Below are 22,602 nucleotides of genomic sequence, written 5' to 3'. Positions count from 1 at the left end.
CGGTCACATTCCGGCGATCTCGACCCGGTCGTAGGACGTCACGCCGCCGGCAAGCACCCGAAGGTGATCGTCCATGGTGCCGAGCGTGTGCTCGATCGCGGTGAGTCGGCTCAGGTAGTGGCCGATGGAGTGTTCCGCGGTGACACCGATGCCTCCGTGCATCTGCACCGCCTCCTGCCCGACCTTGCGTGCGGTCCGGCCCACCTGCAACTTCGCCCTCGACGCAATGATCGGATCGACGATACCGTCCGCCAGCGCCATCGTTGCGTACAGGCTCATGCTGGCCGCCAGCTCGTACAGGACGTACATGTCGGCGGCGCGGTGTGTCAGCGCCTGGAACATCGACAGCGGAACACCGAACTGCTTGCGCTGCTTCAGATATCCCGTCGTCAGCTGCACCGACGCGTCGATTGCCCCGACCGCTTCGGCGCACAGCGCGGCTTGCGCGCGGACGACGGCGGCGGTGATCGCGGCGGACGCGTCGACGGCGTCACCGAGGGGTTGCGCCGCCACGCCGTCCAGCACGATCTGCGCACCGCGGCGTTCGTCGTTCGTGCGGTAGACGGTGCGCGAGAGGCCGTCCGCTCCGGCGTCGACCAGGAACAGGCCCACGCCACCGTCGGGAAGCTTCGCGGACACGATGACGATATCGGCACAATCTCCGTGCAGCACAGGGTTCTTACGACCGGAGAGCAACCACCGGTCGCCGTCGCGGGCCGCGGTGGTGGCGACATCGACCGTGGGCCACCGGCTACCGGGCTCGTCGTGCGCGAAAGCCAGCCGGAGATCGCCTTCGGACAACCGCGGTACAAGTTCGGAACGCTGTGCGTCACTGCCGAGTTCGGCGACGAGACCACCCGGCAGGTACACCGCGGCGAGTACCGGTTCGGGTGCGAGCGTGCGCCCGAATTCGGTCATGACCGCCATGACCTCCACCGGGCCGGCGCCCATGCCTCCGTATTCCTCCGCGAAAGGCAGCCCGAGCACTCCCAGTTCGGCGAGCTGCTTCCACACCTCGGGGCTCCACCCCAGGTCGCTGCCGGAGACCCGGTTGCGGGCTTCCACGTCGTATGCCGCAGTGAGCATGTCGCGGACGGTCTTACGGAGCAGGTCCTGCTCGGTGTCGAGTTCGAAGTTCATGTCCTGGGCCTCACAGTCCGAGAATCGAAGAAGCGATGATCGAACGCTGTACCTCGCTCGAACCGCCGTAGATGGTCACCTTGCGGGTATTGAGGTAGGCGGGGGTGGTGAGTTGCGCCCACTCCGGCGAATCGATGTCCGAGGCGCCGGACGGCAGCGAGTCGGGTCCCGCGACGTCGACGAGAAGCTCGGTCGCAGCCTGCTGCAATTCGGAGCCCCGGATCTTCAGCAGGGACGATGCCGGATTGGGCTTACCGTCCGCAGATCCGGCGACCACCCGCAGCTGTGTGAGTTCGAGAGCGAGCAGTTCGTTCTCGAGTTCGGCGAGACGCGAGGCGAAGAGCGGATCCGAGAGCAGAGTGCCGTCTCCGACCGCGATGTCCGCCGCGAGGCTCTTGGCGCGAGCGAGCTTGACCTTGGTCGCGCCGACACGGGCGATCCCGGTGCGCTCGTTGCCGAGCAGGAACTTGGCCTGTGTCCAGCCCGTGTTCTCTTCGCCGACAAGGTTTTCTGCGGGAACACGCACGTCCTCGAAGAACACTTCGTTGACTTCGTGGCTGCCGTCGATCAGCTTGATCGGCCGCCGGGTGACCCCGGGTGTATTCATGTCGATGAGCAGCATCGAGATACCGGCCTGCTTCTTCACGTCCGGATTGGTGCGGACGAGGCAGAAGATCCAGTCGGCGTGCTGGGCGAGTGTGGTCCAGGTCTTCTGTCCGTTGACGATGTAGTCGTCACCGTCGCGCACCGCGCGGGTCTTGAGCGAAGCGAGATCCGACCCTGCTTCGGGCTCGGAGAATCCCTGACACCACCAGATATCCAGGTTGGCGGTGGCGGGGAGGAAGCGTTCTTTCATGGCCTGCGAACCGAACTGCGCGATGACAGGACCGATCATCGACGCATTGAACGGCAGCGGTTCAGGCACCGACGCGAGTTGCATCTCGCTGAGCCAGATATTGCGCTGCATGGGGGTCCAATCCTGACCACCCCATTCGACAGGCCAGTTCGGGACGGCCAGGCCCCGAGCGTGGAGGATGCGCTGAGTCGCGATGAAGTCGTCCTTGCCGAGAGGTTTGCCGGCGGCGACCTTCGAGCGGACATCGGCGGGGATCTCGGTGGTGAAGAAGGTGCGCAGCTCGTCACGGAATGCGCGCTCCTCCTCGGTGAGCTTCAGGTTCATGGGGGCCTTCCGTCACGGGTGGTGGCAATGGCTCATGAACGCCCGGATCCACGTTTTGCGGATTGTGGCGCCCAACACAATGCAAAACTAACCTTACATCGTTAGTTCGTCCAGATCGGCGTCGAAAAGGACCTTCCATGGCACGACCCCGCACGCCCCTGCTCAACCGATCACTCATTCGCGACACCACGCTCGCGCTGGTGGACGAGTACGGCCTCGCTGCCGTGTCCATGCGCAGAATCGCTGCCGAACTCGGCGTGCGCGCACCCTCGCTCTACAGCCACTACGCGAACAAGGACGAGCTGTTCGACGACATCGCCGACGGCATCGCCGAGACGGTGGATGTGAGCGGATTCGAGGGTGAGGACTGGCAGGAAGGACTGCGGATCTGGGCGCGCTCGTATCGGGCGGCGCTCGCCGTCCATCCCAACCTCGTCCCCTTCCTTGCGTCGAGTCCACGCCAACGTCCCACCGCCCTGCATCATGCGGACGCCGTCCACGGAGGCCTGACCCGCGCGGGCTGGCCCCCGCGCACCGCGACGCTCATCGGAGCGTCGATCAAGTACATCGTCATCGGCTCGGCGATCACGTCGTTCGCGGGCAGCTTCGACCCGCACGCCGAGACCTACAGCACCCGATATCCGCATCTCTCTCAGGCGCATCGGCTGCGCGAGTACGCGGCCGAGATCGATGTGGACAGCTTCGAACTCCTCCTGGAATCGTTTCTCCGCGGACTCGAGGACGAATACCCCGGGATGCCGAAGATCCCGGCGCACGGTTGAGCACCCAGTTGACAGTGCGGAGTCGGCGATGCCGTCCTACGGTGGAACGATGACGCGCACCATTCGTATCGGACTTCAACTGCAGCCCCAGCAACAACCCGACTACAGGGTCATTCGCGACACCGTGCTCCGCGCCGAGGACGCCGGCGTGGACATCGTCTTCAACTGGGACCACTTCTTTCCGCTCTACGGCGATCCCGACGGCGCCCACTTCGAATGCTGGACGATGCTCGGTGCCTGGGCCGAGCAGACCGAACGCGTCGAGATCGGCGCACTGGTCACCGGAGGCGGCTACCGCAATCCCGACCTGCTCGCCGACATGGCCCGTACGGTCGACCACATCAGCGGCGGCCGTCTCATCCTCGGTATCGGCTCCGGCTGGTTCGAAAAGGACTACGACGAGTACGGCTACGACTTCGGCACGAAAGGCTCCCGCCTGGACCTCCTGGCCGAATACCTGCCCCGCATCACGTCCCGGTTCGAGAAGCTGAACCCACCGCCCACGCGGCACATCCCGATCCTCATCGGTGGTGGCGGACCGAAGAAGACCCTTCCGCTCGTCGCGAAGTATGCAGACATCTGGCACAGCTTCGGCGAGTTCGACACCCACGTCGAAAAGTCCGACATCCTCGCACAACGATGTGCTGATCTGGGCCGTAGCCCCGACGAGATCGAGCGGTCCACGGACTGGCCCGGCGTCGACAAGGCCGCACTCTACGTCGAGCAGGGCATCACCCAGTTCACCGTCGGCATCGGAGGGCCGGACTACGACCTCGCGCCCCTGGTCGAGGCGATCGCCTGGCGCGACGCGAGCGCCGGTCTCGCCTGAAAAACCCACGGCCTGAAAAACCCACGGGTAGGTGCTGTTACGTGGCGCACACGCCTCAGCACCTACCATGGATGGTGCATGCCGTATCTACCGAATCTTCCACCGTGCACCTCCGACGACTGGGACGACGACCGCCGGCGCCGGCGCATGCGCGATACTCGGCTCGGCCACAGCGGGACCCGCTTCGGCCGCGCGCGCATCATTCTGGCCCGGCTCGTGTACGTGCTCGTACCACTGATCGTGCTGGCCACCCTGTATTGGACGTGGGACGTCGCACCCGTTCGGGAAAAGCTTGCCCTGACACAACCGCAGATCCATCAGGTCTACGACGCGGCGGAGCGAGACGATCTCGATACCGCCGTGGTCGATCTGGTGGGCCTGGGCAACCTCGATGCGACCCCGACCGCCGAGGCGTTACCGGCGTTGAGCGAAATCGGTCAGGTGTGGTCGGTCCAATACGACAACAGCGGTCTCGACACCGCTGTCGTCAGCGATCTGATCCTCGAGCGTGCCGGGTGGTCGGGCGTGGAGAACGTCGTCCTCGTCGGGCACAGCATGGGCGGCATCATCGCGCTGGAAGTCGCGCAGCACCTGTACGAGGAATCACCGCTCGAGGTGAGGGGCGTGATCCTGGATTGCACTCCGGTGGACCTCCACGCGGTGCGGGCCGAAAGCCGCAATGCGGGGGAAGACCTGCTCCGCTGGATCGGCTGGCTGCCCGGCGCACGCGAAAGCCGGTTGATGCGGATGACGGTCGAGGTCGCCGCACGGCAGGATCGTTTCGTCGTCCCCTCGGACCGCTGGTATCGGCGGATCGACACCACCGAACTGCGGAACGTGGTCGACGAAGTGCTGCGCGACAAGATCTTGTCGGACGATGCCGCGAGCAACGGACTGATCGAGGCACAATTCCGCGCGATCGTCGCGTCGGGCGCCACCGACAATCTGCAGGCACTCGCCGAACCCCGCGACGACAAGGTCCGTCCCGCCGTCGTCTTCCTGCGGCCCCGGCTCGCGCAGGACGACCCGGTCGTGGACGTCGACTACACGCAGCGGATTCTCCTCGACCAGGCAGGCGGACCCGGCGGAACGCTCCTCGTGTCGAAGCTCGGACACATCGGGCACGCCAACCCGATCCAGGCGCCGGCGGCGTACAACGAGGCGATCACCCGGCGGGTAGCACCGTTTCTGGACACGCGGCCCGGTGCGGTCGACACGAACGACGACGCGGCGGACGGCATCGCTCCGGACGGATCCTGAAGGCGCACAACGCTCATTACCCGTTCATCTTCTCGTTCCCTGCCGATCGTGTACGACTCCTACGGTGCTCGGAGCCCCCCGAACCGAGGAGATACGCCCGTGGCCCGCACGCACCTGCCCCTGTTCCCGACGCACGACGGCAGTTCGTCCCGCGCGAACATCACCTGCCTGTACAAATGTGGCGACGCATGCTCGCAGAGCGTGCCGAACACCTCCGGCGGTACCTATTTCGGCGATGTCGTGCGTACCTCGCTCACACGCCGCGGGGTGTTGCGCGGCGGCGCAATGGCCGTTCTCGCAGTGGGGGCCGGAGGTGCCCTCGCCGGTTGTGCGGACGACTCCGCGGCCGCGAGCAGCGGTGCAGAACCCACCGCCGGCCCCCGTGCGGTAGATCTCGGACCCGCGGCCACCGGAACGGACTTCGCCGCGGTGGCACCCAACACCGACGACGCCGTGACGGTACCGGCCGGGTACGAATCCGCGGTGGTCATCCGTTGGGGCGATGCCGTTCTGCCCGGCGCTCCCGCGTTCGACATCGATCGCCAGACGGCGGCAGCACAGGAAAAGCAGTTCGGGTTCAACAACGACTTCGCCGGGTTGCTCCCGGTGGACGGGGTACCGAACACGTATCTGCTCGTCGTCAACCACGAGTACACCACCGAGCCCTTCATGTTCGCCGGTTACGACGCCGAGAACCCCACCGAGGAACAGGTGCGGATCGGCTGGGCCAACCACGGACTGTCCGTCGTCCAGGTCCAGGGTGAGCCCGGGACCGGGCGTCTCACACCAACATTCGGACCGTACAACCGGCGCATCACCGGAACCACCGAATTCGTCCTCACCGGACCCGCCGCCGGAAGCGAGTTGCTGAAAACCACTGCGGACCCGACAGGCACGCGCGTCGCGGGCACCCTCAACAACTGTGCAGGTGGCCTGACACCATGGGGCACAGTGTTGTCCGGCGAGGAGAACTTCAACCAGTACTTTGCGAACGCAGAACGCATCACCGACCCTGTCGTCGCCGAACGACTGGCGCGGTACGGACTGGAAGGCGGTGAGACCGAACGGAAGTGGGAACGCTTCGACACGCGATTCGACATAGCATCCGAGCCCCAGGAGGTGAACAGATTCGGATGGATCGTCGAGATCGACCCGTGGGATCCGCACTCCGTCCCGGTCAAGCACACCGCGCTCGGGCGTTTCAAGCACGAAGCCGCAACCGTGTACGTCACGGGCGACGGCACAGTGGTCGCCTACAGCGGCGACGACGAGCGTTTCGACTACATGTACAAATTCGTCTCGTCGCGGAAGATGCAACCCGGGAACTCCCGGGCCGCAGTACGGCACAACATGACTCTGCTCGACGCCGGGACGCTGTACGTCGCCGAACTCACCGGCGATCACCCCGGCGCGATCGACGGGTCGGGCACACCCCCGGAGGGCGGCCGATTTTCGGGCACAGGCCGGTGGATTCCCTTGCTGCGCGCCGAGGAAGACGGTCGGGGAGTCTCGCTGGTGGACGGCATGAGCGCCGACGAGGTGGCCGTCTTCACCCGGTTCGCCGGCGACAAGGTCGGTGCGACCAAGATGGACCGGCCGGAGGACTTCGAGCCCAACCCGGTGACCGGCAAGGTGTACGTGGCACTGACCAACAACACCAAGCGCGGCGCAGACAGTACGGCCCCCGCCGACGAAGCCAACCCGCGCGTCAACAACAAGAACGGCCAGGTTCTCGAGATCGACGACGACCACGCGGGCACATCGTTCACGTGGAATCTGCTGCTCGTGTGCGGTGACCCGAACGAGGCGGACACCTACTTCGGCGGATTCGACCCGGCGCAGGTCAGTCCCATCTCGTGCCCCGACAATCTCGCCTTCGACCCCCACGGCAACCTGTGGATCTCCACGGACGGTAACGCTCTCGGTTCCAACGACGGCCTGTTCGCCGTTGTACTCGACGGGCCGCGCCGCGGCGAAACGAAACAATTCCTCACCGTGCCGATCGGCGCCGAGACCTGCGGCCCGATCGTGGACGCGGACCGGGTGGTCGTGTGTGTTCAGCATCCGGGGGAGACCGACGAAGCATCGTGGGACAGTCCCGCATCGCACTGGCCCGAGGGCGGCAACACCGCACCCCGGCCGGCTGTCGTCGCAGCATGGAAGTCCGACGGGGGACGGATCGGCACCTGACGGGCCTGCGGCGCGCTACCCCAGCCAATCCAGGACGGCGGCAGCGGTCCAGGACTGCTGCATGCTGCCCAGCGGTTCACCGGTGAACGGTTCGTAGTACTCCGCGAACGAACCGTCACTGACCTGGCGTAACCCCTCCGCCCGCAACATGTTCGAACGTTCTGCCCAACCGCGCCGGGCGAACGCCCACGAGAACAACCACGTCATCACGGGCCACACGGGGCCTCGCCAGTACTCGCGGGGCCGGAACGCTCCCGAGACGGGCGAGGCCGACGGTGGCACCGCGTAACGGAGATCGGGGTGGCCACAGAATTTCGGGCCTTCGAAGGTCCGGAGCAGCGCCCGCTCCGCCTGCCGGTCGAGACCGCCGCACAGAAGCGGAGCAAACATCGCGAGAGTGTCTGTGGCTACCCATTTTCCACTACGAAGGTCGAAGTCCTTCGCTGCGCCGCTGCGGGGATCGGTCGTCGCGACGACGCCGTGCCGGAACCGTTCGGCCCAGCCGTACAGGTCGCGGACATCGGCGTTGGGCCGGGAGTGTTCCTCGCCGATATTGGCCAGAACTTCACACGCCAGGGAGAAGATCGCGCTGACGAACACATCCTCCACCGCGAAGCTCATCGTCTTGGCGAGCACGTCGTCCTCGTAGCGCGCCGCCTTCATCTCCTCGAGCAGCCACAGATAGCGGGCGTACTCGCCGTCACTGGGACGCTCGGCGGGATCGGCGACGTGATTGAGGTCCTCACGGCGGAAGAGCGGAACGTTACCGGCGGTGACGTTCGAGTAGGCGAGATCCCACCGCGGCGAATTGTCCATGCCCGATTCCCACCCGTGGTAGAGCGCGATGCGGCCGTTACCGTCCAGGTCGCGGGCATGGGCGAGCCACCGGTGCCACCGCATCAGATCGGCCCACCGGCGGTCCAGGAACTCCTCCGCGACCGCTCGTGTGCTGCGGCCGTGCCGCCGCGAGTTCTCGAGGATGCGCTGCACGGCGATCGCGTGCACAGGGGGTTGTGTGATGCCCGACGTCTCCACTCCCACCGGGGCGTTGTCCGCGAGTTCGGACACGGCCCATCGCGCCGGCCCGGGGAAATATCCGTCGACACCGTTCGCGAACACGATGTGCGGGATCATGCCGTTCTTCCACTGCGCCGACAGCAGGGTGTCGAGTTCCACGACGGCGCGTTCGACGCTGAGCGGCGCGAGCCCGACCGCGACGAACGCGGCGTCCCAGCTCCACATGTGCGGATACAGCCTGGGTGCGGCACTGGTCATGGATCCCAGGTCGTTGCCGCGCAGCAGGTAGGCGGCGCGCGCGGCGAGCTGAGTCGGGGTGAATCCTCGGTCCGGCATCGTCTCATTCTCCGGCTTCCCCGCCGATCCGCACGCCGGGCACGCCTGTGTAACACGCGCGATACATGCGGGACTAGGCTCGAAGTATGGGCAGGCAGCGAGGTGGCCGGGCTGCATCGACGCCGCGCCGGGTGAAAACGACAGATGCCGCGAAGGGACCCGTGGAGGGTCTGTACGACATCGACACCGGTACATGTGAGCTGGTCAAGGACCGGTATCTGCCCGACGGCTGGGTGCTCGAGGTCAACGGGGTTCCGAGTTCTCATATCGACCTGAGCGATCCCACCCTGCTCGAGTTCGAGTACATGCGCTGGATCGCGCTGCTCGTGGAGAGCAGATTCGCCACCGGCACCCGGCTGCGCGCGCTGCATCTCGGTGGCGGCGCGTGCACGATGGCGAGGTATTTCGCAGCCGTGTATCCCGACGCACGCCAGGTGGTCGTGGAGATCGACGGCCGGCTCGCCGAACTGGTACGCGAGTGGTTCGATCTTCCGCGCGCACCGCTGCTCCGGATCCGGGTGGGGGAGGCCCGCGCGGTCCTGACCGGCCTCTCGGACGACAGCAGGGACCTCGTGGTGCGGGACGTGTTCGCCTTCGACCGGACGCCTGTTGCTCTGACGACGGTCGAATTCACGCGTCACGCGCGGCGGGTGCTCTCGCCCGGCGGCATCTACGTCGTCAACTGCGGGGACACCCGCGACCTGACCACGGCGCGGCGAGAGGCCGCCACGATCGGGTCCGTGTTCGAACACCTGGCTGTGATCGCCGATCCCGCGATGCTCAAGGGCCGGCGGTACGGCAACATCATCATCGCGGGAAGTGATACGCCCCTGTCCGATACCCCTTCGCTGGCAAGGGAATTGCTCGGCGGTGCGGTCCCTGCCCACTTGTGGGACGACACCCAGGTACGGCGGTTCGCGGCCGGTTCGCGAGTGATCGACGACAGTGAGGCCCCGGTCCGGAAGTCCGGCACACCGGTGGACGCAGGAACAAACGGGAAGACGCAGGGGTTGCACGAATCATGACTTCCGTGGACTCGCCTGTATTGCAGGTTTTCCCTCTGGGCTCCCCTTGGCAGACGATTGATCCGTTCCTGTTCGTCGCCCACCACGTCGACGCCTACCCGGCGGGCAACTCGGACCTCGGTCCCGACGCTCCGCTCACCAGCCGTCCGCTCGGTCAGGACTTCGGCAATCCCGAGGGCTGGAACATGTACCACGGCACAACCGTCCCGGGGTTCCCGCAGCACCCGCATCGCGGTTTCGAGACCGTGACGTTCGTCCGGACCGGCGTCATCGATCATTCCGACTCCGTGGGCGCCACCGCGCGCTTCGGCGAGGGCGATACGCAGTGGCTCACGGCAGGCAACGGCGTGGTGCACAGCGAGATGTTCCCCCTACTGCACCGCGACCGTCCCAACCCCCTCGAGTTGTTCCAGATCTGGCTCAACCTTCCCCGCGAGTCGAAAACCGCGGAACCTCACTTCGCGATGCTCTGGAACGAGGTGACGCCCACCGTCGTCGCGACCGACGCATCGGGTCGATCCACGCACGTCCGCGTCCTCGCGGGCGCGCTCGGTGACGCGACGCCGCCACCGCCACCGCCGGCGTCGTGGGCGTCCCGGCCGGAATCCGACGTCGCGATCTGGAACATCGACCTCTCTGCCGGATCGGAGTGGACCCTTCCGCCCGCCGCGGGCACCGACACCCGCAGGGTCCTGTACGTCTACAGCGGTTCCCCGGTCGACATCGGTGGTACCGCAGTGGAATCCGGTCACGGTGCGCTGGTCGACGCGTCGGCACCGGTGGTACTCCGGGGCGGACGCGACGGGACGCAGATCCTGATGATGCAGGGTCGCCCGATCGGTGAGCCCGTAGTGTCGTACGGGCCGTTCGTGCTCAACGACGAAGACGGCGTCCGGAAGGCTTTCGAGGACTACCGGCGCACCGGGTTCGGTGGCTGGCCGTGGGAGTCCGACGGCCCGGTGCATCCCGCGGAATCCGGTCGCTTCGCGCGCTACCCCGATGGCAGGGTCGAGACGCCCTGACCGGGCAGAATCCGGATCACCTGAACTGCATGGACCTGTCGACCCGGCCCCATCTCATGGTGGGCAGATCGAGCAGGTAGTTCTGGCGCATGAGCCATGGGCTGCGGGAACCCTGGTCGGGCAGCGTGTTTTCCGCGCGGTGGATATACCCCGAGTTCAATCCGAGCAGCGGTTTGCGTTGCCCGTCACCGGTGTACGAGGGTACGGCGATCCGGTATCCCTTGCGGCGCATGTATCCGAGCACCCGGCAGACGTACAAGGATGCGAGGTCGGCACGGAGCGTCCAGGACGCATTCGTGTAACCGATGCACAACGCCGCGTTCGGGATGCCGTCGAGCATGGTGCCGCGATAGATGACCGTGGAGGAAAGATCGACCGGTTCGCCGTCGACGGCTATCGCGATCCCGCCGGCCGGTACCAGACGAAGGCCGGTGGCCGGGATCAGGATGTCGGCGTCGAGTTCGGTTCCCGAACGCAATCGGACACCCTTCTCGGTGACCGTGTCGATGTGGTCGGTGACGACCTCTGCCGCGCCGGTTCCCAGCGCCTCGAACAGATCGGAGTCCGGCACCACGCACAGGCGCTGGTCCCACGGATCGTACGACGGCGTGAAGTGAGGATCGACCTGCGCCTTGTCACGGAGCCGGCGCGCGGTCAGCGTGCGCAGCACGCGCTTCGCGAGAAACGGTGCCCGCCGGCAGAACTGGTAGAAACCGAGATTGGTCACCACGTTCTTCGCCCGCACCGCGCGGTGGGCGACGGCGCCGGGCAGGTAACGGTGCAGGAGGCGGGCCCACCCGTCCTGCGCCGGAAGAGACATGACGTACGACGGCGAGCGCTGCAACATCGTCACGTGTTCGGCCCGTTCCGCGAGCGCGGGCACCAGGGTCATCGCTGTCGCGCCACTACCGATCACCACGATCCGCTTGCCGTGCCAGTCGAGATCCTCCGGCCAGAACTGGGGATGGACGACCGTCCCCACGAAGTCGTCCAGCCCGGGAATCTCGGGTAGGTACCCGGACTCGTAGCTGTAATAGCCGCTGCACAGGTACAGGAACGAGCACGACATCTCGACGGTCCGGTCTCCGACCCGGGCACGCACCGTCCACCGCGCATGCTCCGACGACCAGGATGCCTCGGTCACCTTGTGCCCGAACCGTATTCGAGTATCGATTCCGTTTTCGTCGGCAGTGTCGCGTACATACTGCAGAATGTCCGCACCGTCGGCGATCGACTTCTCCCCTCGCCACGGCCGGAACGGGTAACCCAGTGTGTACATATCGCTGTCGGATCGGATTCCGGGGTACCGGAACAGGTCCCAGGTTCCGCCGAGGGAGTCGCGGCTCTCGAGAATTGCGTACCGGAGGTCCGGGCACCGCGTCTGCAGGCGGTATCCGGCACCGATTCCGGAAAGACCGGCACCGACGACCAGCACATCGACGTGTTCCACCGGGTTCCTACCCTTCGGTCCAGGCGAGAAGGTCGTCGACGGACCACGTGTTGATCACCCGATCCGGTTCGACGCCCCGCTCGGCAGCGCGCTCACAACCGTAGCCCAGCCACGCGAGTTGCCCGGGTGCGTGGGCGTCGGTGTCGATGGAGAACAGGCACTCCGTCGCCAGCGCGAGATCGATCAGGCGTGACGGGGGATCGCGGCGCTCCGGCCGGGAGTTGATCTCCACCGCGGTGCGGTGGTCGCGGCACGCCGCAAACACCTTCTCGGCGTCGAACTTCGATTCGGGACGCTGCCCGCGACCTCCCGTGACGAGCCTGCCCGTGCAGTGCCCCAGCACATCGACGTGAGGGTTTTCGACAGCACGGAGCATCCGCTTCGTCATCACGTCACGGTCGGCACGGAGGTGGGAGTGCACGCTGGCCACCACCACGTCGAGTTCCGCGAGCAGGCCCTCGTCCTGGTCGGGCGTTCCGTCGTCGAGGATGTCGACCTCGATTCCCGTGAGTATCCGTGCGCCCTCGCCCTTCTCGTTGATCTCCGCGACCACCTCGAGCTGAGTGAGAAGGCGTTCGGCGCTGAGCCCGTTCGCGACCGTGAGCCGGGGGGAGTGGTCGGTGAGCGCGTAGTACTCGTGCCCGATCATCGACGACGCGGCGCGGTGCATCTCGTCGATCGAGCTGCCGCCGTCCGACCAGTCCGTGTGGGTGTGCAGATCACCGCGCAGCGCCGCGAGCAATTCTTGCCCGCCTCTCCCGATGGGTTCGGCTTCCTCGCGCAGCCGGGCGAGATACTCGGGAACGCCGTCGAAGGACTCGCGTATCACCGCTGCGGTCTTCGGACCGATGCCGGGCAGTTCCGTCCAGTTGTCCCGGCGTCGCCTCGAGGACCGCGCCACGTCGTCGAGTCCGGCGACGATGTCGGCCGCGTGCCGGAAGGCCTGGACGCGGTAGGTAGCGGCGTGCTCGCGTTCGAGATAGAACGCGACCTCACGAAGGGCTGTGACCGGATCCATCTCTCCATTGTGGCAACGCGGGTCCGTACGGTGGAGGCCATGCCGAAATGTCCGCTTGCTCTTGCCGTCGCCGTTGCGGGCGGTCTGTCCGCGCTCGCCTGGGTGTCGTCCCAGGTGAGCGCGCAGGCGCAGGGCTTGATGGTGGACATCGCCGATGCGCCCCCTGCACCCGTGGTGATCGTGCCCGGCGCCCGGGTGCGTGCGGGGGCGCCGATGACGTACCTGCGAGGACGGCTCGACGCGGCCGCCGAGTTGGTCCACAGCGGTCGGGTGCGGGCCGTGGTGGTGTCGGGCGACGCGGCGGGTACGTCCGGCGACGAGATCGCGGCAATGGTGGGGTACCTCGTTGCGCACGGCGTCGATCGCGAGCAGATCGTCACCGATCCGTACGGTCTCGACACCTACGACACCGCTCGCCGGGCGGTGGAGACCTACGGGGTCCGGCACGCGCTGATCGTGACGCAGTCGTTCCATCTGCCCCGCGCCGTCGCGCTGTGCCGCCGGGCGGGCATCGACATCACGGGCGTCCGGGCGAGTGGGGACGTGCACACCCGTACCCGCGTCCGGAATCTTCTCCGCGAACATCTGCTCTCACGACCGAAAGCATTCCTGGAGTTGCGGTTCCCCCGTGACCCCGTGGTGTCGACGCCGCGCGACGGCCGGCTCGCCGAAATCCTGGCGGTGCGCTGAGCAGGCCGTGTCCTGCCGCGATCGCCATGCCCCCGCGCGGCTCATAGTGTGGACCCATGCGTCCAACAGCTCTCATCACCGGCGGAGGCCGCGGCCTCGGTGCCGCGATCGCCCGTGAACTCGCCCCCACACACGATCTCCTGGTCGGTGGGCGCAGTCGCGGTTCCCTCGACGCCGTGCTCACCGAACTTCCGGCCGCCACCGCGTGGCCGGTCGATCTCCTCGACCACGATGCCGTTGCCCGGACCACGGCGAGCATCGAGCGGCTCGACGTTCTTGTACACAACGCCGGAATCGCGGAACTCGGAACGATCGCCGACGGGAACGCCGGCCAATGGCGCGAGACGTTCGAAAGCAACGTCGTCGCCGTCGTCGAACTCACCCGGTTGCTGCTCCCTGCGTTGCGTGCAGCGAACGGGCATGTGGTGCTCATCAATTCGGGAGCGGGTCTCCGCGCGAATGCGGGCTGGGGTGCGTATGCGGCGAGTAAATTCGCGCTCCGCGCGTTCGGTGACGCGCTGCGGCTCGAGGAGCCGTTACTGCGCGTCACCTCGGTCCACCCCGGCCGGATCGACACCGACATGCAAAGGGCGATCGTCGCCACCGAAGGTCGCGAGTACGACCCGGAGCAGTTCTTGAAGCCGAGCACGGTGGCCAGGGCCGTGCGGCAGGCGATCGAGACCCCGCGCGACGCGCAGCCCACGGAGATCGTGCTCCGCCCGTGGTGAGCCGGAATGCCTCAGAACGGTAGGGGAATGATGACCGGCGGTGCGCCGGGTATCGGGATCTGGATCTGAGGGGGCGGCGGCGGAGGTGGCGGGGCGGGCGCACGAGGCGGAGCCGGAGCAGGCGCCGGCGGCGGAGCCGGCTCGGGTGCCGCTGGTGGGGCAGGCGCCGGCGGCGGAGGAGCCGGCACGAACACCGGGGGCTCGGCGGGTGGCGGTGCCGCCGGGGGCGCTGCAGGTTCGGGTGCCGGAGCGGGCTGCGGTCGCTGCTCCTGTGCACGCTGCTCCGGCGACGGAGACGGTTCGGCTTCCGTCGGCGAGACCTCCGGTGGCGGAGGGGGTGCGGGCGCCTGCTTGCCTTCTCCGATCCTGATCGGCAGGAGGCCACCGGTCATGATGTCGACGACCCGGAACTCCTCGATGGGCTGGGCCGCAGGTTGAACGACGAACAACCGTTCGGGATTCAGTCCGGACCAGCTTCGGCCCTCGAGCTCGGCACCTTCTGTCAGCACCGGCGACAACAAGGGATTTCCGCGGGCACATCGGACCTTCGGGACTCCGCGGTTGTCGACGAGCACGATCGTCCCCGTCTCGAGTACGGACTGGACGGGTCGTGCCACGCCGTCTTCGTACTCGTGGAGGGTGACACGCGTATCGGCGCGGAGCAGCACCGGGGTGAGCTTGGCGATATACCCCCGGATGTCGGGGACTTCGAGGACCTCCCGCCACGCGTCTGCCTTGGAGCGGTCACCTTCGAGCGTGTCTACCAGTGCATTCCGGTCACACAGATCTCGTTCGAGGCTCCCGCCATAGAGAGCGGCCCGGTCGCCCGACACCGCGGGCGCCGCGCCCTCCGCCGCCACCGGGTCGCCGGCCGTCTCGACGACATCGCGTGCGGGCGGGGGTACGGCCACGGGCGCCTGCGCCGGGAGCAGCAGGCCGGTCCACGGATATTCACCTTGCGACGTCGCCACCTGGAGTCGCACGGTCGGAGGTTCCTCCGGGCCGCGCGATGTGCACGCGCCCGCCACGAGTGTCGCGGTGAGCGCGAGCACCAGCCCGAATCCACGCACTGTGTCGGTGGCCACGTCGCCATGTTAGGGCGATGGCATACGGAGATATGGCTATTCGGCACTTCCCGCGGGCGAGACGACGTCGGACACGAAACGGACGAGCAGAGCGTCTACCTCCGCACTCCGTTCCATCTGCACGAAATGTCCGGCTGCGGGGAGAAGATGGATGCCCCGCAAGTCGGGCACCGCGGCGCTCATCCGCTCGAGCGCTCCGGGACCGGACATCGTGATGACCGGATCCCGGTCGCCCGCGACGAAGAGCGTCGGCACCGTGATGTCGGCGCCCTCGTAAGGAGCCGAGGCGAGCCAGTTCGCGTCGTACGCCCGGTACCAGCACAGCCCGCCACCGAAGCCGGTGCGGTCGAATACCGCGGCATACGTGTCGAGTTCCTCCTCCGAGAGCCACGCCCACGGAAGGGCAGGTGCCTGCGGGAGCACGTCGAGATAGCCGTTCCCCTCGGACGGGTGATTCCACACGTCGAGGTACCGGTACTCACCGGAGAGAGCGAAGAACAGCCGCTGCAGGAATTCGCGCGCCCGCGGATCGAGTTCCGCTTCCGCGACGCCGGGTTCCTGGAAATAGTGCAGGTGCAGAAAATGCTGTCGCGCCATCTTCCGGTACAACTCCGTCGGGCGGGCACGGAGCCTGTCCGGCGCGTACGGCACGGCCAGCAGGACCAGACCGGCGACGCGGGAGGGATGACGCAGCGCCGTGGTCCACGCGGCGGGCGCACCGAAGTCGTGGCCGACGAATACCGCGCGGGCGATCCCGAGAGCGTCGAGCAGTCCGACGAGTCGGTCGGCGGTCGCGACGGCTGTGTACTGCTCGACGCCGGCCGGACGATCGGTGCCGCCGTACCCCGGCATGTCGGGCGCTATAGCCCGATATCCGGCTCCTGCAAGCGCGGCACTCTGATGCCGGAAGCTGTAGCCCAGACCCGGGAAGCCGTGACACAGGACGACGGCGGGGCCGGCGCCGCTGTCGTCGATGTTCCACGTGAAACCGTCGACGTCGACGGTGAGGGAAGCCATCAGGACGCCGGAACGGTCTTCATATCCTCCTGGCTCCAGTACGCCTTCATGCTCGAGATTCGCGCCTCGTCGTCGAACGTCATCACGTCGACGACCTCCATGACCAGATCCTGCTCGCCGAGGTGGGTGACGAGCCGGAAGAGGAACGCCGCGTTGTTCTCGGCGATCTTGAGTTCGAGTACTTCGCCCGTCTGCGTCATCGGCTCGATCACACCGTAGAACTCGCGGATTTCGGCCTCGGTGGTGCGCACCGGCGTACCCACCGGGTCTTCGACCGTGGCGCCGGGTGCGTAGAGCGCGAGCACGTCGTCGACCGTTCCCTTCGCGACCGACCGGACATAGTTCTCGACGGTGGCGCGGATCGCGTCACGGGTGGGTGCCATAGGTGAGCCCTCTCGATTTCTGGAACGTGTTCCACGTTGGAGGCTAGAGCACGACGCGCGTTCCGACCAGGCTGTGATCACGCAGTCCTGGGCCACAGTCGTGCCATGCTTACCCCACCACCGACGGTTCGACCCGCGACGCCAGGAGCACGATGCCCGAGACCCTCGCCTTTACCCTCGACGGACACGCCGGCACGCTCGCGGCCAGGCAATGGGAGACGGCGACGCCCCGATACATCGCGCTGTTGTGCCACGGCTACGGAGAACACGCCGGCCGCTACGACCATGTGGCTGCGCGACTCGTCGACGACGGCGCCGCAGTGTACGCCGTCGACCATGCCGGTCACGGACTCAGCGACGGCGAGCGCGTCTTTCTGCCCGATTTCGAACTCGTGGTGGACGATTTCCGCCGCCTCGATCTCACCGCCCGGCGCGACCACCCGGGGCTTCCCGTCGCCCTGATCGGACACTCGATGGGCGGCATGATCGCCGCGCGGTACGCGCAGCGATTCGGAGACGAACTCGCCGCCGTCGTTCTCTCCGGCCCGGTCCTCGGTACGTGGCCGGTCGTCGACGCACTGCTGGAAGCCGACGAAATCCCTGACACCCCTATCGATCCCGCGACACTCTCTCGCGATCCGGAGGTGGGACGCGCGTACATCGACGATCCTCTCGTGTGGCACGGACCGTTCAAGCGGGTCACCGTGCAAGCCCTGAAGGCGTGCCTGGACCTCGTCACAGCGGCCGGCCCGGTCGAGACCGTGCCCGTGCTGTGGCTGCACGGAGAAGACGACCGCCTCGTGCCGTTCGACGGAACCGCGAGCGGGTGGTCCACCTTCGCCGGCAGCGCTTCGTCGTCGAAGGTATACCCCGGCGCGCGACACGAGATCTTCAACGAGACCAACCGGGACGAAGTTCTCGGCGACGTGCTCGATTTCGTACACAGCCACCTGCGGGAAGGCCGCACGGGCGGGTAACGACACAGGGAATTGTCCGGTCGGTTCAGGATTGAAGCGTGTCATTCGCGGTTATCCCGCCGAAAGCCACTTTCTCGTGGACCCATCGGAAGGAGTTCCCGTGGCCGAAGAGGATGCATCGCACAAAGCCCGTGAAGGGTTGAGGAAATCCGTGGTCGGCAAGTTCAAGGAAGTAGCCGGTGCACTCACCCGCAACGACTCCCTGACCGCCGAAGGCCGCCTCGAGCAGGAGGAGGCTCGCAAGCGCAAGGAGGCGGACACGTCCGCACAGCTGGCGGACGCCGAAGCGAAGCAGGCCACCGACCATCTCGACGCTGTGCACGAGGCCGGCCGCCAGGAACGTGCGGCGGCGGAACGCCGAGCGGACGCCACGGAGACCCGTGCGCAACAGGAAGCCGAGATGCGCAAGTACGAGGCCGAACGCGAGCGGCAAGAGCAGGTGGCGCGCGAGCACGCGCAGGCGACACGCGACGCGGCCCTCGCCGAACAGCGTGCCCGGGCGCGAGAGAACGCGGAAGCGGCCGACGTTGCCGCAGACGTGGGCGACGCCCATGCGGAACACGCAGAAGCCGTCACCGATGCCGAGCGCGCACGCCTCGAGGCGGAACAGGAACGCCGCCGGGCCGAGGCTCTCGAACACGCGCTGGACGAGCACGACCGCTGACGCGGAACGGCGACCCTGCGAATCGTGTTCGACGAGACCCCGACTTCGTACGGCCCACAGAACCGGAGACTGGAGATGTGCCCATGAATCTGACCGCCTTACCCAAAAGCGTTCTGCGACTGCAATATCGCATCGCCCGATTCCCCCTGGGCGTGATCGAACAACAGTTGCAGTTCCTCCCGTCCGACGCGGCACCGCGCCTGATGTACGAGCGCGGCCTCGGCATGCTCGACGGCATTGTCGGCAGTGTGGTGGGAGATGAGGACATCGCCACACGCGGGGCGCTCGCCAACGAACGCGCGCAGGCCGTGATCCGCGCCGAAGAACTCGACCGGCAGGCGGCCGACGAAAGGCGGGCTGCGGACGAGGAATTGCGGCGCGCGCACGAACGCGCGGCGGACGAGCGCGAGGAGGCGCGACGGAAACGCGAACGCGACGTGGAGCACGCGCGAGCCCAGCGCGACGAGCGCGAGAAGCAGGCCGCACAGGAGGCCGCGCAGAAGAAGGCAGCGCAGACCGCGCAGGCCACGAGGCAGGCCGAGAAGCAGCAGCAGACCGCCGAAGCGGCGAAGCGGAAGCAGCAGGCGGCCGTTCGAGAGGCCGAGAAGCAGGCATCCGAACCGGCCAAGATCGCGCTCGAGGATGCCGTCGCCAAGAAACTCGAGTCGAAGAAGGCCGAGCAGGACGCCAAGAAGGTGGGGAACCTCGCCGACGCGGAGAAGTCCTCGCGGCGTTCGGCTTCGAGGCAGTCCAAGTAGCAGAAACCGACAGTGCCCGGCAGCTCGTGCGAGCTGCCGGGCACATGTTCGTCGCCTACGTGAACACGTCTACTTCACGACGTTGACCATCTTGCCCGGTACGACAATCACCTTCCGGGGTGCGGCGCCGCCGAGCATCTCGACGATCTTCTCGTCCGCCAGCGCGGCGGCTTCGATCGCATCCGGCTTCGCATCGACGGGCACAGTGATGCGACTGCGCACCTTCCCGTTGACCTGGATCGGGTACTCGACGGAGTCCTCGACGAGCCACTTCTCGTCTGCGGTCGGGAAGGGCCCGTGCGCAAGCGATTCCGTGTGTCCGAGCCGTGACCACAGCTCCTCGGCGAGGTGCGGCGCCACCGGAGCGAGCATGAGCACGAGGGGTTCGACCGCGCTGCGCGGCGCACCCGTCGGGTACTGCTTGGTCAGGTGGTTGGTGTACTCGATCAGCTTGGCGATCGCAGTGTTGTCACGCAGGTGCGCGTAGTCGTCCGACACCCCGGCAACGGCCTTGTTGAGCGCACGCAGCGTCTCGTCGCCGGGCGTCTCGTCCGTGACCCGAACGTCGCCGGTCTCCTCGTCGACCACCAGTCGCCAGGCACGCTGCAGGAAGCGGGACGCACCCACGACGTCCTTGGTCGCCCACGGACGCGACTGGTCCAGAGGGCCCATCGACATCTCGTAGACGCGGAGCGTGTCGGCACCGTAGTCGTGGCAGATCTGGTCGGGCGCAACGGAGTTCTTGAGCGACTTGCCCATCTTTCCGTACTCGCGGGCGACTTCCTGCTCGCCGTCGGGACCCGTCCAGAAGAACTTCCCGTCGCGTTCGACGACGTCCTCGGCCGGGACGTAGACACCGCGCGCGTCGGTGTAGGCGTACGCCTGGATGTATCCCTGGTTGAACAAGCGCCGGTACGGCTCGGACGAGGTCACGTATCCGAGGTCGAACAGCACCTTGTGCCAGAAACGCGCGTACAGCAGGTGCAGCACCGCGTGCTCGACGCCGCCCACGTACAGATCGACGCCGCCGGGATCGTTCGGCCCGTACAGATCCGGGCGCGGCCCGGTCCAGTACTGCTCGTTCTCCTTGGCGCAGAACTCCTCGTTGTTGAGCGGGTCGATGTAGCGCAGCTGGTACCACGAGCTGCCTGCCCACTGCGGCATCACATTGGTGTCGCGGGTGTAGCGCTGCAGACCGTCGCCGAGGTCGAGTTCGACGTTCACCCAGTCCGTGGCCTTCGCGAGCGGAGGCGAGGGGGCCGAGTCGGCGTCGTCGGGATCGAACGAGACGGGAGCGTAATCCTCGACCTCCGGAAGCTCCACGGGCAGCATGGATTCGGGGATCGCGTGAGCCTCGCCCTGTGCGTCGTAGACGATGGGGAACGGTTCGCCCCAGTAGCGCTGGCGCGCGAAGAGCCAGTCGCGCAGCTTGTACTGGACGGTTCCGACTCCCGCCCCGGACTCCTCGAGCTTCGCGATGATCGTCTTCTTCGCGTCCGGCACCGCCAGACCGTCGAGGTAGTCGGAGTTCACGAGCACACCGTCGCCGGTATATGCCGCCTCCGCGATGTCGCCACCGGTGATGACCTCGCGGATCGGCAGCCCGAAGGCGGTCGCGAATTCCCAGTCACGCTGGTCGTGGCCCGGCACCGCCATGATCGCTCCGGTGCCGTACCCGGTCAGGACGTAGTCCGCGATGAAGACCGGCAGCTTCTCCCCGTTGACGGGGTTGACCGCGTAGGCGCCGACGAAGACGCCGGTCTTCTCCTTGCTCTCCTGCCGCTCGAGATCGGACTTGGCCGCGATCGACGCGCGGTACGCGGCGACGGCGTCACCTGGGGACGCGGCGCCACCGGTCCAGCGGGCATCGACACCCTCCGGCCAGGATGCGGCGACGATCTCGTCGACCAGCGGATGCTCGGGTGCGAGAGTGACGTAGGTGGCACCGAACAGCGTGTCGGGCCGGGTCGTGAAGACCTCGATATCCGAATCATGCCCGGCCACACCGAACTTCACCTGTGCGCCGTGGCTGCGCCCGATCCAGTTGCGCTGCATCGACTTGACCTTCTCGGGCCAGTCCAGGTATTCGAGATCGTCGATGAGCCGGTCGGAGTACGCCGTGATGCGCATCATCCACTGCTGGAGGTTCTTCCGGAACACCGGGAAGTTCCCGCGTTCGGAACGGCCGTCCGCGGTGACCTCCTCGTTGGCGAGCACCGTGCCCAGGCCGGGGCACCAGTTGACCAGCGAATCCGAGCGGTACACGAGGCGGTAGCCGTCGAGAGCGGACTGCTTCTCGGCATCCGACAGGGTCGACCAGTCACGGCCGTCCTCGAGGGAGCGGACACCCGCGTCCAGTTCCGCCTCGAGTTCGGAGATCCGGCGGGCCTTCCCTGCCGACCGGTCGTACCACGCGTTGTAGATGGTGAGGAAGATCCACTGCGTCCAGTGGTAGAACTCCACGTCCGTGGTCGCGATGGAGCGACGCTCGTCGTGCCCGAGTCCGAGGCGCCCGAGCTGGCGCTGCATGTTGGCGATGTTCGCCTGGGTGGTCGTGCGGGGATGGGTCCCCGTCTGGACGGCGTACTGCTCCGCCGGCAGCCCGAAGGCGTCGTAGCCGAGTGTGTGCAGCACGTTGCGGCCCTGCATGCGGTGATAACGCGCGTAGACGTCCGTCGCGATGTAGCCGAGCGGGTGGCCGACGTGCAGGCCCGCACCCGACGGATAGGGGAACATGTCCTGCACGAACAGCTTGTCGGCCGGCACATCGCCGGCGAGCGCGCCGACGGGATTGGCGGCGTGGAAGGTGCCGCGCTCGCGCCACAGCTCCTGCCAGCGCTGCTCGATCTGCCCCGCGAGTTCGGCGGTATACCGATGCTTCGGGGTGGCGTCGGACGACTGCTGCTGTGCGGCAGCGTGCGGCTGTGCGGAGGTCTGATCGGGACGGGTCACGGTGATCGCTATCTACTCGGCCGGCGTTTGTGGGCTCCTACCAGGGTAGAACGTGCCCGAACCCGACCTCACCGGCGCCTTCCGCCGACGCGTATCCTG

The 22,602-nt window shown here is 67.0% G+C and carries 20 protein-coding genes; 11 read left to right on the top strand and 9 right to left on the bottom strand.

The features are described from left to right. Nucleotides 1-3: 3 nt before the first annotated feature. Together ACLQ3J_RS11955 and ACLQ3J_RS11950 are read right to left on the bottom strand one after the other, a co-directional pair. Nucleotides 4-1,140, bottom strand: coding sequence for an acyl-CoA dehydrogenase family protein (locus tag ACLQ3J_RS11955; RefSeq protein WP_169620946.1), 1,137 nt, complete (start codon nucleotides 1,138-1,140; stop codon nucleotides 4-6). Between the two features lie 10 nt (nucleotides 1,141-1,150). Further along, entirely contained in the window at nucleotides 1,151-2,320 is a 1,170-nt protein-coding gene (locus ACLQ3J_RS11950) for an acyl-CoA dehydrogenase family protein (RefSeq protein ID WP_425903341.1), read from the bottom strand. 137 nt (nucleotides 2,321-2,457) lie between these two features. Between ACLQ3J_RS11950 and ACLQ3J_RS11945 the strand changes: the two genes are divergently transcribed. The 4 genes from ACLQ3J_RS11945 (at nucleotide 2,458) to ACLQ3J_RS11930 (ending at nucleotide 7,381) form a co-directional block, all read left to right on the top strand. Next, complete coding sequence (locus ACLQ3J_RS11945) at nucleotides 2,458-3,102, top strand: TetR/AcrR family transcriptional regulator (protein WP_425903339.1); 645 nt, start codon at nucleotides 2,458-2,460, stop codon at nucleotides 3,100-3,102. 49 nt (nucleotides 3,103-3,151) lie between these two features. Continuing rightward, nucleotides 3,152-3,931, top strand: a complete 780-nt coding sequence (locus ACLQ3J_RS11940) for an LLM class F420-dependent oxidoreductase (RefSeq protein WP_169620943.1) — start codon at nucleotides 3,152-3,154, stop codon at nucleotides 3,929-3,931. Between the two features lie 78 nt (nucleotides 3,932-4,009). Further along, nucleotides 4,010-5,191: an alpha/beta fold hydrolase gene (locus ACLQ3J_RS11935; protein WP_425903337.1), complete on the top strand. Its 1,182-nt coding sequence runs from the start codon at nucleotides 4,010-4,012 to the stop codon at nucleotides 5,189-5,191. A gap of 99 nt (nucleotides 5,192-5,290) precedes the next feature. Next, a complete protein-coding gene (locus tag ACLQ3J_RS11930; protein ID WP_425903336.1) occupies nucleotides 5,291-7,381 on the top strand; it encodes a PhoX family protein in 2,091 nt (696 codons plus the stop codon). A 15-nt stretch (nucleotides 7,382-7,396) separates the two neighbouring features. On the opposite strand, the gene ggh is transcribed toward ACLQ3J_RS11930, so the two are convergent. Continuing rightward, on the bottom strand, nucleotides 7,397-8,734 hold the full coding sequence (ggh, locus tag ACLQ3J_RS11925; protein ID WP_169652328.1) for a glucosylglycerate hydrolase: 1,338 nt from the start codon (nucleotides 8,732-8,734) through the stop codon (nucleotides 7,397-7,399). Nucleotides 8,735-8,820: 86 nt separating this feature from the next. Between ggh and ACLQ3J_RS11920 the strand changes: the two genes are divergently transcribed. Both ACLQ3J_RS11920 and ACLQ3J_RS11915 read left to right on the top strand, forming a co-directional pair. After that, complete coding sequence (locus ACLQ3J_RS11920; protein ID WP_425903334.1) at nucleotides 8,821-9,759, top strand: spermidine synthase; 939 nt, start codon at nucleotides 8,821-8,823, stop codon at nucleotides 9,757-9,759. Further along, nucleotides 9,756-10,781: a pirin family protein gene (locus ACLQ3J_RS11915; RefSeq protein ID WP_425903332.1), complete on the top strand. Its 1,026-nt coding sequence runs from the start codon at nucleotides 9,756-9,758 to the stop codon at nucleotides 10,779-10,781. The genes ACLQ3J_RS11920 and ACLQ3J_RS11915 overlap by 4 nt, the downstream gene beginning before the upstream one ends. Before the next feature lie 16 nt (nucleotides 10,782-10,797). On the opposite strand, the gene ACLQ3J_RS11910 is transcribed toward ACLQ3J_RS11915, so the two are convergent. After that, nucleotides 10,798-12,231 (bottom strand): flavin-containing monooxygenase, encoded by a 1,434-nt coding sequence (locus ACLQ3J_RS11910; protein WP_425903331.1) that lies wholly within the window; start codon nucleotides 12,229-12,231, stop codon nucleotides 10,798-10,800. Between the two features lie 7 nt (nucleotides 12,232-12,238). Then, nucleotides 12,239-13,249 (bottom strand): PHP domain-containing protein, encoded by a 1,011-nt coding sequence (locus ACLQ3J_RS11905; protein WP_425903329.1) that lies wholly within the window; start codon nucleotides 13,247-13,249, stop codon nucleotides 12,239-12,241. A 39-nt stretch (nucleotides 13,250-13,288) separates the two neighbouring features. On the opposite strand from ACLQ3J_RS11905, the gene ACLQ3J_RS11900 reads away from it, so the two are divergent. After that, nucleotides 13,289-13,939, top strand: a complete 651-nt coding sequence (locus ACLQ3J_RS11900) for a SanA/YdcF family protein (protein ID WP_425903328.1) — start codon at nucleotides 13,289-13,291, stop codon at nucleotides 13,937-13,939. A gap of 56 nt (nucleotides 13,940-13,995) precedes the next feature. Further along, a complete protein-coding gene (locus ACLQ3J_RS11895; RefSeq protein ID WP_425903326.1) occupies nucleotides 13,996-14,667 on the top strand; it encodes an SDR family oxidoreductase in 672 nt (223 codons plus the stop codon). An 11-nt stretch (nucleotides 14,668-14,678) separates the two neighbouring features. Here ACLQ3J_RS11895 and ACLQ3J_RS11890 read toward each other — a convergent pair whose 3' ends face one another. Genes ACLQ3J_RS11890 through ACLQ3J_RS11880 form a run of 3 tightly spaced genes read right to left on the bottom strand, consistent with a single transcriptional unit; the run spans nucleotide 14,679 to nucleotide 17,152 of the window. Next, the gene (locus ACLQ3J_RS11890; RefSeq protein ID WP_425903325.1) at nucleotides 14,679-15,752 is read right to left on the bottom strand and encodes a DUF6777 domain-containing protein; all 1,074 of its coding nucleotides are present in this window, start codon (nucleotides 15,750-15,752) and stop codon (nucleotides 14,679-14,681) included. A 36-nt stretch (nucleotides 15,753-15,788) separates the two neighbouring features. Beyond that, nucleotides 15,789-16,769 (bottom strand): alpha/beta fold hydrolase, encoded by a 981-nt coding sequence (locus ACLQ3J_RS11885; protein WP_425903323.1) that lies wholly within the window; start codon nucleotides 16,767-16,769, stop codon nucleotides 15,789-15,791. Continuing rightward, on the bottom strand, nucleotides 16,769-17,152 hold the full coding sequence (locus tag ACLQ3J_RS11880; protein WP_425903321.1) for a nuclear transport factor 2 family protein: 384 nt from the start codon (nucleotides 17,150-17,152) through the stop codon (nucleotides 16,769-16,771). The genes ACLQ3J_RS11885 and ACLQ3J_RS11880 overlap by 1 nt, the downstream gene beginning before the upstream one ends. Before the next feature lie 152 nt (nucleotides 17,153-17,304). Here ACLQ3J_RS11880 and ACLQ3J_RS11875 point away from each other — a divergent pair, with 152 nt between their 5' ends. From ACLQ3J_RS11875 to ACLQ3J_RS11865, 3 genes are all read left to right on the top strand, one after another. After that, nucleotides 17,305-18,129, top strand: a complete 825-nt coding sequence (locus tag ACLQ3J_RS11875; protein ID WP_425903319.1) for a lysophospholipase — start codon at nucleotides 17,305-17,307, stop codon at nucleotides 18,127-18,129. A 100-nt stretch (nucleotides 18,130-18,229) separates the two neighbouring features. Continuing rightward, nucleotides 18,230-18,793, top strand: coding sequence for a CsbD family protein (locus ACLQ3J_RS11870; protein WP_425903318.1), 564 nt, complete (start codon nucleotides 18,230-18,232; stop codon nucleotides 18,791-18,793). A gap of 83 nt (nucleotides 18,794-18,876) precedes the next feature. Then, nucleotides 18,877-19,551 (top strand): IF2 family translation initiation factor, encoded by a 675-nt coding sequence (locus ACLQ3J_RS11865; protein ID WP_425903317.1) that lies wholly within the window; start codon nucleotides 18,877-18,879, stop codon nucleotides 19,549-19,551. 69 nt (nucleotides 19,552-19,620) lie between these two features. On the opposite strand, the gene leuS is transcribed toward ACLQ3J_RS11865, so the two are convergent. Further along, on the bottom strand, nucleotides 19,621-22,503 hold the full coding sequence (gene leuS, locus ACLQ3J_RS11860; protein WP_425903315.1) for a leucine--tRNA ligase: 2,883 nt from the start codon (nucleotides 22,501-22,503) through the stop codon (nucleotides 19,621-19,623). Nucleotides 22,504-22,602: the final 99 nt, after the last annotated feature.

The sequence above is a fragment of the Rhodococcus sp. DT1 genome (assembly GCF_049844875.1).
Classification (GTDB): Bacteria; Actinomycetota; Actinomycetes; order Mycobacteriales; family Mycobacteriaceae; genus Rhodococcus.
The sequence above is the reverse complement of the archived record's forward strand: the minus strand, read 5'-3'. Positions and strand labels throughout refer to the sequence as shown.